Annotated in this window: 13 protein-coding genes; 6 read left to right on the top strand and 7 right to left on the bottom strand. The window is 70.7% G+C overall.

Annotation, left to right across the window (positions count from 1 at the left end):
* Positions 1 to 3 precede the first annotated feature (3 nt).
* Positions 4 to 393, top strand: coding sequence for a hypothetical protein (locus ACFXC1_RS08495; RefSeq protein WP_381240566.1), 390 nt, complete (start codon positions 4 to 6; stop codon positions 391 to 393).
* Positions 394 to 406: 13 nt separating this feature from the next.
* On the opposite strand, the gene ACFXC1_RS08490 is transcribed toward ACFXC1_RS08495, so the two are convergent.
* Both ACFXC1_RS08490 and ACFXC1_RS08485 read right to left on the bottom strand, forming a co-directional pair.
* Complete coding sequence (locus ACFXC1_RS08490) at positions 407 to 1,477, bottom strand: lysylphosphatidylglycerol synthase transmembrane domain-containing protein (protein WP_381240563.1); 1,071 nt, start codon at positions 1,475 to 1,477, stop codon at positions 407 to 409.
* 252 nt (positions 1,478 to 1,729) lie between these two features.
* On the bottom strand, positions 1,730 to 3,340 hold the full coding sequence (locus ACFXC1_RS08485; protein ID WP_381240561.1) for an MFS transporter: 1,611 nt from the start codon (positions 3,338 to 3,340) through the stop codon (positions 1,730 to 1,732).
* 108 nt (positions 3,341 to 3,448) lie between these two features.
* Between ACFXC1_RS08485 and ACFXC1_RS08480 the strand changes: the two genes are divergently transcribed.
* Together ACFXC1_RS08480 and ACFXC1_RS08475 are read left to right on the top strand one after the other, a co-directional pair.
* A complete protein-coding gene (locus ACFXC1_RS08480) occupies positions 3,449 to 4,057 on the top strand; it encodes a TetR/AcrR family transcriptional regulator (protein ID WP_381240558.1) in 609 nt (202 codons plus the stop codon).
* Positions 4,058 to 4,067: 10 nt separating this feature from the next.
* The gene (locus ACFXC1_RS08475; protein ID WP_381240555.1) at positions 4,068 to 4,856 is read left to right on the top strand and encodes an LmeA family phospholipid-binding protein; all 789 of its coding nucleotides are present in this window, start codon (positions 4,068 to 4,070) and stop codon (positions 4,854 to 4,856) included.
* A 34-nt stretch (positions 4,857 to 4,890) separates the two neighbouring features.
* Here ACFXC1_RS08475 and ACFXC1_RS08470 read toward each other — a convergent pair whose 3' ends face one another.
* From ACFXC1_RS08470 to ACFXC1_RS08455, 4 genes are all read right to left on the bottom strand, one after another.
* Positions 4,891 to 5,532 (bottom strand): TetR/AcrR family transcriptional regulator, encoded by a 642-nt coding sequence (locus ACFXC1_RS08470; RefSeq protein ID WP_381240552.1) that lies wholly within the window; start codon positions 5,530 to 5,532, stop codon positions 4,891 to 4,893.
* Positions 5,533 to 5,647: 115 nt separating this feature from the next.
* A complete protein-coding gene (locus tag ACFXC1_RS08465) occupies positions 5,648 to 6,223 on the bottom strand; it encodes a hypothetical protein (RefSeq protein ID WP_381240549.1) in 576 nt (191 codons plus the stop codon).
* 142 nt (positions 6,224 to 6,365) lie between these two features.
* Positions 6,366 to 7,244, bottom strand: a complete 879-nt coding sequence (locus tag ACFXC1_RS08460; RefSeq protein WP_381240546.1) for a SigB/SigF/SigG family RNA polymerase sigma factor — start codon at positions 7,242 to 7,244, stop codon at positions 6,366 to 6,368.
* 132 nt (positions 7,245 to 7,376) lie between these two features.
* A complete protein-coding gene (locus tag ACFXC1_RS08455; RefSeq protein WP_381240543.1) occupies positions 7,377 to 8,189 on the bottom strand; it encodes an SAM-dependent methyltransferase in 813 nt (270 codons plus the stop codon).
* A 41-nt stretch (positions 8,190 to 8,230) separates the two neighbouring features.
* Between ACFXC1_RS08455 and ACFXC1_RS08450 the strand changes: the two genes are divergently transcribed.
* Positions 8,231 to 9,679: a PP2C family protein-serine/threonine phosphatase gene (locus tag ACFXC1_RS08450; protein ID WP_381240540.1), complete on the top strand. Its 1,449-nt coding sequence runs from the start codon at positions 8,231 to 8,233 to the stop codon at positions 9,677 to 9,679.
* 40 nt (positions 9,680 to 9,719) lie between these two features.
* Here the strand turns inward: ACFXC1_RS08450 and ACFXC1_RS08445 are convergent, their stop codons facing one another.
* Positions 9,720 to 10,052, bottom strand: coding sequence for an ATP-binding protein (locus ACFXC1_RS08445; RefSeq protein WP_381240537.1), 333 nt, complete (start codon positions 10,050 to 10,052; stop codon positions 9,720 to 9,722).
* Positions 10,053 to 10,406: 354 nt separating this feature from the next.
* Here ACFXC1_RS08445 and ACFXC1_RS08440 point away from each other — a divergent pair, with 354 nt between their 5' ends.
* Together ACFXC1_RS08440 and ACFXC1_RS08435 are read left to right on the top strand one after the other, a co-directional pair.
* On the top strand, positions 10,407 to 11,273 hold the full coding sequence (locus ACFXC1_RS08440; RefSeq protein WP_381240534.1) for a helix-turn-helix domain-containing protein: 867 nt from the start codon (positions 10,407 to 10,409) through the stop codon (positions 11,271 to 11,273).
* Complete coding sequence (locus ACFXC1_RS08435; RefSeq protein WP_093631185.1) at positions 11,270 to 11,521, top strand: DUF397 domain-containing protein; 252 nt, start codon at positions 11,270 to 11,272, stop codon at positions 11,519 to 11,521. The genes ACFXC1_RS08440 and ACFXC1_RS08435 overlap by 4 nt, the downstream gene beginning before the upstream one ends.
* The last annotated feature ends 84 nt before the right edge of the window (positions 11,522 to 11,605 follow it).

Here is an 11,605-nt window from a genome sequence, read left to right as displayed (position 1 = left end):
CCCGTGGCACCACGCCGAGGCAGCCGGCCGGCCGGCTGCCTCGGCGCGCTCGTCCTGATCTGCGTGCTGCTCGCGGCGGGGGTGGTGGTGTGGTTCTTCCAGTCCGTGCAGGACAACGAGCAGGACCGCGACCGTGCGGCACGGGCCGCCGTGGCCGCCGCGGCGGAGCAGCTGCGTACCCGGCTGGAGACAGCCGACGCCGACGGCACGCTCACCGACCGGGAGATCACCAAGGCGCTGGGACGCGTGCGGGCACGCTCGGTCGACCGCGGTGACGACCGAGCGGTCCTGGTGGTGCAGGTCGCCGCGTCGTCCTGGGCTCAGTGCTATTCCTATACGGCACTGTCGACCGGCACGGTGAAGGCCCGGGCGCTCGATGAATGCGGCGGCTGACCGAAGGGAACCCCTACGGCACCTCGACGACCTGGACGACCGGCTCGCGGCGGTTGTGGCGGCGGATGACCAGCCACGTTATCCAGCCGACGCCGATGATGAACCCGAAGCTGATGATCCGGTAGAGCACGACCGTGGCGATGGCGGTGCTGGTCGCCACGCCACCCGTGACCAGGCCGAGGACGAGTGCGCTGTCGATGATGCCGAGTCCGCCCGGGATGATCGTGAGGGTGCCGGCGGCCATGCCCGCGCAGAAGGCGAGCAGGAGTTGGGCGTTGCTGATCTGCGTGTCGCTTATGGCGTGGAAGCACAGCCACAGACAGCCCGCGTCGAGCAGCCAGTTGAGCACGGCGAAGACGGCGGCGGCGATCGCGTGCCGGGGTTGCAGCCGGGCGGTGCGGAGTTGCTCGACGAAGCCGCGGATCCGGTCGAGGCCCTGGGTCTCGGGAAGGTGCCGCAACTTGTTGACCTTGGCGAGCGCAGCCCGGGTGGCCGGTTCGACCTTCTCCGGGTGGCGGGTGATGCGCCTGATGCCGACGGTGAGCAGCAGGACGGCCAGGCCGAGGGTGATCAGGCTGTGCCACTGCAGACTGCCGTCGGAGGCGATCGCGGAGATCGCGGTGACGACGGCCAGGGCCGCGGCGGAGAGTATGCCGGAGAGCGCGATGCACCAGGAGGCGACGGCGGGTGTGGCTCCGAAGCGGCGCATCTGCTGGTAGTTGAAGTGGGTGGAGAAGGCCGGTCCGCCGGGGAGTGTGACGCTGAGCGAGTGGGCGGCGTAGGCCAGGGCGACGTGCTTCTGGATCGGCACGATCACCCCGGCCGAGCGCAGCAGCCGGCGCTGCATGCGCGCGTAGCAGCCCATGGCGGCGACCTCGGCGACGAGCGCTACGGCGAACCAGTTCAGCCGGGGTGCGCGCAGCTGTGACAGCGCGGCGGCCAACGACGACCAGCCCAGTACCAGTTCGGTGGTGAACAGCGCGAGCAGGACCGTGATCACCACCGGGCGCACCCAGCGTCGGGTGCGACGCGGCGCCGTGTCGGCCGGTTCGGGGGTGATGGCGGTGGTGTCCGGAGCGTGCACAGGCAGGACCGTCGATTTCGTGAAGTGAGCTTCAACCGTCGGCGACCCCGGCGCCGCTCGATGCGGGGACGGTGTTCTCCGAGCGGACGAGGGAGCGGGCGCCGAGGCTGAACTGTGCCAGTTTATGCACGATGGCCCCGCGGACCGGAGTGTGCCCCTGCCTGTTCGTCCCGCGGGCAAGCCGTACCTGTCGGCTCGGCACGCGATTGTGCGGGCCCCCGCTGCACGAAGGGGCCCGCATCGCACCGGAGTTCAGACGGAGTCGGCGTGCTCCTGGTCGCGGCTGGTCTGCGCCGCCTCCGGCTCCGGCTCGTCGGCCGCGCGGCCGCCGGGCAGGACCGCGAGGACGATCAGCGTGCCGGCGGCCATGATGATCCCGCCGACCAGGCTGGTCTGCGCGACACCGTGGGCGAAGGCCTCGTGCACGGCGTCGACCAGGGCCTGTGCCTGCTGCGGTCCGGCGGACGGCGTCTTCGCGATCTCCTGGGCGACCGCCAGGCCGCCGCCGACCGAGTCCTTGGCCGTGTCGAGGGCGGCGGCGGGGAGATGGCCGCCGACCAGGTCGGTCAGCTTGTCCTTGTAGATGGTGCCCAGCAGCGAGCCGAGGATGGCGATGCCCAGCGAGCCGCCCAGTTCCAGCGCGGTGTCGTTGGCGCCGCCGCCGACACCGAGCTCGTTCTCCGGGAAGGAGCCCATGATCGTGTCCGTGGCAGGCGAGACGCTCAGTCCGACCGCGAAGCCGAGCAGCATCAGCGTGGGCAGGAAGTCGCCGTAGGTGGAGGTCTTGTCGATCCGGGTGAGCAGGAGAACGGCCGCGGTGCCGAGCACCATGCCGGTCACCACCATCGGCTTCATGCCGAGCTTGGGGGTGAGCCGTCCGGTGACCACGGCGCCGAGGAACACGGCTCCGGCCAGCGGCAGCAGTCGTACGCCGGTCTCCAGCGCGTTGTAGCCGAGGACGAACTGCAGGAACTGCGTGGCGTAGTAGATCGCGCCGAAGGTGCCGAAGAAGAAGAACAGCACCGCCGTCATCGAGCCGCTGAAGGGGCGGTGGGCGAACTTGCGGACGTCGAGCATGGGGTGCGGGTGGCGCAGCTCCCAGACCACGAAGGCGGGCAGTCCTACGGCGGCGACGACTGCCGCGGTGACGGGTCCGGCGCCCCAGCCGAAGTGCGGGCCCTCGATGATCGCGTAGACGAGGCTGCCGACCGAGACGATGGAGAGCAGACCGCCCACGTAGTCGATGCGGAACGCCGTGTCCGCCTTGGACGGCGGGACGAGGACCAGGGCGCCGACCACCGCGAGGACGGCGATGGGGACGTTGATCAGGAACGTGGAACCCCAGGCGTGGCTCTCGAGCAGCCACCCCGCGACCAGCGGGCCGACAGCGATGGCGAGGCCCGAGGTGGCGGTCCAGGCCGTGATGGCCCGCGCCCGCTCGCGCTTCGGGAAGATCGCGACCAGCAGGGACAGCGTGGCCGGCATCACCACGGCCGCGCCCACGCCCATGGTCGCGCGGGCCGCGATGACGAGAGCGGTCTCGTGGACGAGGCTGCCCATCACCGATCCGCCGGCGAAGATCATCAGGCCGGTGACGAGGGCGCCGCGGCGGCTGTACTTGTCGCCGATCGAGCCCAGTACGAGCATCAGCGCGGCGTACGGGACGGTGTAGCCGTCGATGACCCACTGCAGATCGCTGCTGCTCAGGCCGAGGTCGGTGGTCATGTCGGGTGCGGCCACGATCAGCGAGGTGTTCGCCATGACCACGATCAGCAGGCTCAGGCACAGCACGATCAGGGCGGACCAGCGGCGTGCGTAGGGCCCGGCCGTCCGGTCGACGGGGGTGGTGACGAAGAGCGGCATCGGGGACTCCTGGGGACGCATTAATTGCTCACTGATGTGCAGACTATTTTATTGCCCATTGATGTGCAACTATGCCGGGACGAGCCAGCCCCTCCAGGAGGTGTCGACGTGATCAGCCGCAGCAGCGCCAGGGCGCACGCCACCCGCGCCCGCATCCTGGAAGCGGCCCTGCGGGAACTGGGCCGCGACCCCGACTGCAGCCTCGGTGACATCGCCGTGGCCGCGGGCGTGGCCCGGCGCACCATATACGGGCACTTCACCGGACGGGCCGCACTGGTCCAGGGCCTCGCCGCGGACGCCGGGGAGGCGGTACGGCGGGTGAGCGCCGCCGCTCAGCCGCCGGCGCCGGACGCCGTGACCGCGCTGGCCCGCTTCGTCCTGGCCCTGTGGTCGGTCGGCGACCGCTACCGCACCCTCCTCGGCCTCGCCCACCGCGACCTCGGCCCCGACGCGATCGACGCGCTGCTCCGCCCGGCCCGCGAGACGGTCAGCGGGATCCTCGCCCAGGGCCAGCAACAGGGCGTCTTCCACACCGCCGTCCCGCCGGGACCGCTCAACAGAGCTCTGGAGGCACAGATGCTGGCGCTGCTGGAATGCGTCAACTCCGGCCTCTGGAAAGACGACGGCACGGCAGCCGCCACCGCCGCCCTCATCGCCGCGGGCGTCGGACGCGACAGCGCCGCCGCCACGGTTCACCGACTGCGACCGTCCCGCTGAAGGAGACCTCATGTATCAACACCCGCACGACTACGCCGACTTCACGTACGGGGCGTACGAGTCCGACGACACGCGCCCGCCGCGCAGGAACCGGCGCCCGGTCGTCGTCGCGGTCGGCGCGCTGGTCGCGCTGCTCGTCGTTCCCGTCGCCGTCGACCGCCTCGCGACGGCGCGGGTCGAGTCCCGTACGGCCAGGGCGTTCCAGGAGGGCATGCACACGCCCTCGGTGCCGGAGGTCCACGTACGGGGCTTCCCCGTGCTGACCCAGCTGGCCGCCGGCACCCTGCGGCACGTGGACATCACCGCGCACGACATACCGGCGAGCGAGACCACCGGCCCGCTTCCGGTGAGCCAACTCTCGCTCCGTCTCGCCGGGTTGAGGAAGTCGGACGACGACAAGGAGGCACTGGCCCGCTCGGCGGAGGCGACCGCCCTGCTGTCCTACCCGGACGTGTCCGACGCCCTCGGGCTGGAGATCTCGCGGGGTGCCCGGCCCGACCAGGTACGCGCGCAGGTCCTGCTCGCTCCAGGCGCCGACGTCACCGTGGCCGCGACCGTCTCGGTGCTGTCCGGCAACCGCATCGCCTTCAAGAACTTCCAGGTCACCGGGGGCCTGCTGCCCGAGGTGGGGCGAACGGCGCTCACCAGGGTCTTCGAGCGGCCGATACAGCTGCGGAACATCCCCGACGGGCTGCGGCTTCGGTCCGTCACCGCGACGGAGAGCGGGCTCAGTGCCCGGCTGTCGGGCGAGTCGGTCACCTTCCGGTCCGACGACAGCGCGCGGAGCGGTTCGGCATGAGTCAACTCGCCGTACGGGGAGGGTGTTTGAGGGCTCAGCCGTCCGTGACGGGGCGAATCGCGCCAGCGATCTCGTCCACCACGTCACGGGCCTGCTTCTCCGGGACGCCGGTCGCGATCAGCGCGGCGACGGCAGCGTGGGTGCCGTCGTCCTCCAGTTCCCCGGTGTTGAGCTCTTCGAGCAGCGCGACCGTCAGGGCCTCGAGTCCGGCGCTCAGTACGGCGGGAGGCAGCTGAGTGTGGAAGACGCCGTCGCGCTGTCCGCGGTCCAGGATGGCGGTGGCGGCGCGGCGGGCCGGTGCCAGGACCTCGGCCACCCGCTCGACGCCCAGGTCACGGCGGGCCAGGGCCAGCAGGAGCCGGTAGCGGTCGCCCACGGTCCACATCGACAGGACGAAGCGCACGAACGCCCGGTCGGCCGACTCCACCGGTTCCGGGTCGGCGGGCAGCGCGGCCATCAGCGCCTCCGAGGCCTCCTCGGCCAGCGCCTCAAGCAGCGCCTCCCGGCCGGGGAAGTGCCCGAACAGCGTGCGCCGGACCACGCCTGAGGCGCGGGCGAGCTCCTCCAGGGTGATGTCCGGATTCCGGCCGAGTTCCCGGCGGGCCGTGGCCAGGATGCGTTCCCGGTTGGAGCGCGCGTTGCTTCGCTGGGGGACTCGGGCCGGCGGCTTGGTCACGGACAACCTCGGTGAAGTGCGGGAACGACGGAGCAGGGGCGAACGGTACGTCCAGTCTGGCACGGTCCGGCGGCCGGTCCCCTCCCACGGCGGGGACCGGTCCGCCGGCCGTCGCTCAGTAGGGCCGAAGGTAACGGTCGAGCCGGGAACGCGCCCGGTTCACGCTGAGTCCCAGTGCCTTGCCGAGCGCCTCGCCCGACACGTCGTCGGCCCGCACCCCGTACGCGGCCTCCCTGCCGACCCGGCCCGCCATGCGTTCCAGCATGGCCACCGCCTTCACCGCGGCCACCGGTGCCGTCTCCGCGAGCGCGTCGAGCCGTTCCTCCAACTGCTCCATCAGATCGGAGAGTTCCTCCGGCAGCGGGACCGTACGGCGTTCGACCGCGCTGATGTGCTCCCACCAGTCCTCGTACGCGTCGGACGTGTCCAGGTCGTCCAGGTCGTGGTCCTCCACCTGGTCCCAGTCGATGGGATGGCTCTCGCCGCGCCAGCCGCACGCGCAGGAGGCCCGCCAGGCCGCCGCCTTGGGGCGGCCCAGCCAGCCGTTGTACGCCCACCACTCGCGCGTCTGGAATCCGTTGGTGCCACTGCCCACGTCCAGATACACGGGTTTGGGCTCACTGCCGTCGGCGAGGGTCGCCCCCACGATGCCCTCGTGGGACTCACCGAACTCCTCACTCCGCCACGCCACAACTCCCCCTTCCGGCAACCCTGTCACGGCCGGACCGGCACCCAGGGCGCCGGTCCGGTCACAGTACGAGAGTCCCGCGGAACGGGCGTCCGGGGAGGGCGATTTCACCCAACAGACCGGATTGTTGGGCAGGTTGTGCCCGTCAGGCGACCGCGGGATCGAGCAGCCCCGCGCGCAGGCGCCGGAGCATACGGCTGATGAGGCGGGAGACGTGCATCTGGGAGACGCCGAGCTCCTCGCCGATCTCGGCCTGGGTGCGCTCCTCGACGTAGCGCATGTGGATGATCTTCCGCTCCCGCTCGTCGAGTTGGGCGATCAGGGGGGCCAGGGAGTTCAGGTCGTCGACCAGTTCGAGGCACGGGTCGTCCTCGCCGATGACGTCGCCGAGCACGCTCTCGCCCTCGGCGCCGGCGTCGGAGCTGAGCGCGGCGTCGAGCGAGGAGGAGGTGTAGCCGTTGGACGCCTTGCGGGCCTCGATGACCTCTTCCTCGGTCAGGCACATCAGCTCGGACAGTTCCCGGGTGGTGGGCGTACGGCCGAGGCGGGAGCGGAGTTCCTCGGTGGCCTTGGCGAGCTCGACGCGGGCCTCCTGCAGCCGGCGCGGCACATGGACGGCCCAGCTGGTGTCGCGGAAGAAGCGCTTGATCTCACCGACGATGTAGGGAACGGCGAACGAGGTGAACTCGACCTCTCGGGTGAGTTCGAAGCGGTCGATCGCCTTGATGAGTCCGATCGTGCCGACCTGGACGATGTCCTCCATCTCGTTGTTGCTGCGGCTGCGGAAGCGGGCCGCCGCGTAGCGCACGAGGGAGAGGTTCATCTCGATCAGGGTGTTGCGCACGTACTGGAACTCGTGGGTGCCCTCCTCCAGCGAGGTCAGCCGGTCGAAGAACTGGCGCGACAGTTCACGCGCGTCCTTCGGGCTCACCTTCGACGGCTCCGCGATCAACGGGAGCGGCTCTTCGGCCGCCACCCGCAGCCCTGCCGTGGCCGCTGCCTTCGCTGCCGTCACGGCTCCCATAACGCCCACCCCATTCGTTCGAACGAACTTCGGTCAAGAGCCCCCTGCCCCGGTTCGCACGTCTCACTCCCCCTCGTTCGGTCAAATCCGGGGCGGGCGCCTGACTTTCGGTACGGAGGTCGAATGGGCGGCTCACGCGCCCTTGCGGCCGACGCCCGCGTAGACCCAGTACTCGGACGGGTTCTCCGGGATCTCGTCCCCGGCGTCCGGGCGCCACAGGGGGACGTAGGTCAGACCGGGTTCGACGAGGTCGAAGCCGTCGAACAGGCCGAGGATCTCGTCGTGGGAACGGGCGGTGACGGGCGAGGTGGCCTTGGAGCGGTACAACTGGCCGACGGCCGCGGCGGTGTCCGGGCGGTCCTGGTTCGTCGCGTGGCTCAGTGCGAGCCAGCTGCCGTCGGGCAGTGCGTCACGGAACTCGGCGACGATGCCGGCCGGGTCCTCCGCGGGCGTGATGAAGTGCAGGATCGTGATCATCAGGACGGCGACCGGCTGCTCGAAGTCGATCAACTTCCTTACCTGCGGGGCGGACAGGACCTCGGCCGGCCGCCGGATGTCGCCGTCGACGATGTCCGCGTCCGGGTTGTCGGCGAGCAGGGAGGTGCTGTGCGCGACCGCCACCGGGTCGTTGTCGACGTAGACCACGCGGGCGCCGGGGCTGGCGGCCTGCGCGACCTCGTGGACGTTGCCCTGGGTGGGGATGCCCGAGCCGAGGTCGATGAACTGCCGCACTCCTGAGGCGACAAGGAAGCGCACGGCCCGGCCGAGGAAGTCGCGGTTGGCCCGGGCCAGGGTGCGCACCTGGGGGTCGATCGCGGTGAACGCCGCCAACGCCTCGCGGTCTATGGCGAAATTGTGTTCACCGCCCAGCATCGCGTCGTACATTCGGGCGACACTCGCCTTGTCGGGATCGATCCCCTGCGGAAGCCCTGCGCTACCCGGCACTGCAACTCCTCTTCGCCCGAAGATCCTTGACGAGTCATCATATGATTGCCGTCGAACGCACTGCAGACCGCATGCCCCACGCCACGCGGCCGGTCCCCATCCGGAAAGGCACGACCCTGCGGAACGAACCGCGAAGTCACCACGGTGACGCACTCCCTGCCGGGCCCCCACGCCGCAGGCAGGTCTTCGCCCCCGCGGCGGACGTGATCGGCTCGGAGCTCGATCTGCGGCTGACGGGCACCCACGTCGTGCACGCGCTCACGCCCGGGTTCTGCGACGCGGCCTCGGTGTATCTGCTGGAGCGGTGGGTGCTGGAGGAGAACGCGACGCAGTCCGTCGATCCGGCCCAGATCGAGGCGCGCCGGCTGGCGGTGCGGGTGGGCGCGGAGGCGCAGGAGACCTGGGACGGTGTGCTGCCGGTCGGTGAGGTCATCGTCTTCCCGCGCGAGACCCCGTACGCGCGCGCCCTGGCCACCGGCCACACCCAGGTGCTCGACGGGGTGGACGCGCACACCTCGCAGCGGCTGCTGGCCTCCGCGGGCGGGGACGCGCAGCGCATAGACGACCTGCTGAAGACGGCGTCCTTCCTCGTGGTGCCGCTCCAACTGCGCGGCGCCGTCATCGGTTTCATCGCCTGCACCCGCGGCCCGGAGCGGGAACCGTTCCTGCCCGGCGAGGCCGTGGCCGTGGAGTCGCTGGCGGCCCGCGCCTGTGTGGCCCTGGACAACGCGCGCCGCTACGAACGCGAGCGCCGCACCGCGCTGGCCATCCGCAACAGCCTGCTCCCGGACCCGGCCCGGCAGTTCCCCGGCTGCCGTATCGCCCACGGCTATCTCCCCGCCGGCCAGGGCAACATCATCGGCGGCGACTGGTTCGACGTGCTGCCGCGCCCCGGCGGCCGGGTCGGCCTGGTCGTCGGCGACGCGATGGGGCACGGCCCCGACTCCGCCGTCGCCATGATCCAACTGCGCACCGCCGTAAGGACGTTGGCCCGGCTCGACATGGAGCCGGCCGAACTCATGCGCCGCCTCGACGAGTTGGCCTACGACACCCCGGGCGCGTCCTTCGCCACCTGCATCTACGCCGAGTGGGATGCGGCCTCGCGCACCTGCACCCTGGTCGGCGCCGGGCACCCTCCCCCACTGCTGCGCGGACCCGAGGGGCCGACCGCACCCGTGATCCTCGCCAGCTCGGGACTGCCGCTGGGGCTCGCCACCGGCAACTACGAGCCCACGGTGCTGACCGTCTCCGAGCCGTCCCTGCTCCTGCTCTACAGCGACGGGCTGGTCGAGTCCCGGCACGCCGACATCGACCAGGAGATCGCCCGGCTGGCCACAGCCCTCGACACGGCGGCCGCCGAACCCGCGCCGGACGGCGGCCCGGACGCGTTCCCCGCACTGTGTGAACGGCTGCTCCGCGTCCCCGGCGCGGCGCCCGGAGCCGACGACCGCACGCTGCTGCTGGCCGAGTTGACGCCCGCGACCACCTGAACAGGCCGCGGGCGTCCTCGCCCCCTGCATCGTCCGGTGATCAGCGCCCGGTCGGCAGCATGGCCCACACGGCCTTGCCGCCGGTGAGCGCCGACCGGTCGACCCCCCAGGTGTCCGCGAGCGCCTGCACGATGAACAGCCCGCGCCCGCTCTCGTCGTCGACACACGGCTCGCAGCGGGAGAGCCCGCCCCCCGTGTAGTCGTGGTCGTGCACCTCGATGCGCAGCCAGCGGTCGTCGACGATACCGACCCCGCACAGGAGCCGCGCGCTGGGGGTGTGGCACACGCCGTTGGTGGCCAGCTCCGAGACAAGCAGCACCGCGTCGTCACGCACGCTCTCGGGCAGGCCCCACTTGGCCAGTTGCGCACCCATGACGTGACGGGCGACGCGGACGCCGGAGCGGTGCGCCGGAAGTTCCAGCCAGTGCGCCAAGTCGGGGCTGGCGACGTCTAAAAGCTGCGGGGAGGGAGTCGTGTGGGGGGACACGGTGGTTCGCCTTCCATTGGGGGCGTGCGCAGGCGGGAGACGCGGGTCAGCAGCAACAGGCGTGCCGGAATTGGGGTGTTCCGGCGGGGGGCCTAGATCACTGACACAAGTAACTATGCCCATAGGTCAGTTCAAGCTGCAACCGGCTCCCTGATAATTACAGAACGGCGATTTCTGTCTGGCGGCATCAGCAAGTCGCTGTCAGACTAACGCCGGTGACAGTCCCTCAGGAGGTTGGGCGTGAGCGAAGCTCGTTCGGGCGCCGGTGCACCCACGGTCCTGCGCATGATCCTCGGCCGCCGGCTGCAGGACCGGCGGCAGGACGCGGGCGTGTCCCTGGAGGACGCCGCCAGGGCCCTGCGGGTGACGTCCCTGACCATCCGCCGCCTGGAGAAGGCCGAGGTCGGCCTCAAACCGCTCTACGTCGAGAAGCTGCTGGAGACCTACGGCGCCGGCCGGCAGGAGATCGAGGAGTTCGTCGCCCTCGCCGAGCGCGCCAACCGGCCCGGCTGGTGGCACGACTTCCGTGATGTGCTGCCCGGCTGGTTCACCGCCTATGTGAGCCTGGAGACCGGCGCCAAGACCCTGCGCACCTATGAACCCCACTACGTCACGGGACTCCTCCAGACGTACGACTACGCACGTGCCGTACTGAGCGGCGGCTTCCCGAACGACAACGACGAAGACCTTGAACGGCGGGTGCAGTTACGTCTGCGCCGCCAGAGTCTGCTGGAGAGGCCGGACTCGCCCACCTTGTGGGCGGTGCTGGAAGAAGCCGTGCTCCACCGGGTGGTGGGCGGTCCCGCGGTCATGCGGGACCAGATAGACCGGCTCCTCGAGGTCTCGGAACTGGACCACGTCAGTGTCGACATCGTCCCGTTCTCGGCGGGTGCCCACGTGGGGGCGTGCGCACCCTTCACCTATTTCCGGTTCGAGGAACCGGAGCTGCCCGACATCGTCTACAGCGAGATCCTCTCCGCCTCCATGTATCTGGACCAGCGATCCGACGTCGCGGCCCATCTGGAGGCGCACAACAGGATGTCGCTGCTGACCTCGTCCGCGGACAGCAAGGCGCTCTTGAACCGCATGCGCAAGGAGTACTCATGACCACCACCGACAACACGGTCTACAACGGGATGCCCGCGTCGAACCTCGGCGAGCAGGGCTGGGAATGCCCCTGGAGCGGTCCCAACGGCGGTCAGTGCGTGGAGACCAAGCAACTCGCCGACGGCCGTGTCGCGTTGCGCCAGTCGACCGACCCCGCCGGACCCGCGCTGATCTACACGCCGCAGGAGATGGCCGCGTTCGTCGCCGGGGTCAAGCGCGGCCTGGCCGACCATCTGATGGCCGGCTGAACCAGAACCACGGGCGTGAGGAACTGGAGCCGGCCCGGCTGCGACCTGCCCGAGACGCCGATGCACACCATTTGAGAGGGACAG

Origin of the sequence: Streptomyces hokutonensis, from assembly GCF_042751305.1 — a bacterium.
In the GTDB taxonomy this organism is placed as follows: domain Bacteria; phylum Actinomycetota; class Actinomycetes; order Streptomycetales; family Streptomycetaceae; genus Streptomyces; species Streptomyces hokutonensis_A.
This window is presented reverse-complemented; position numbering and strand designations above follow the sequence as displayed.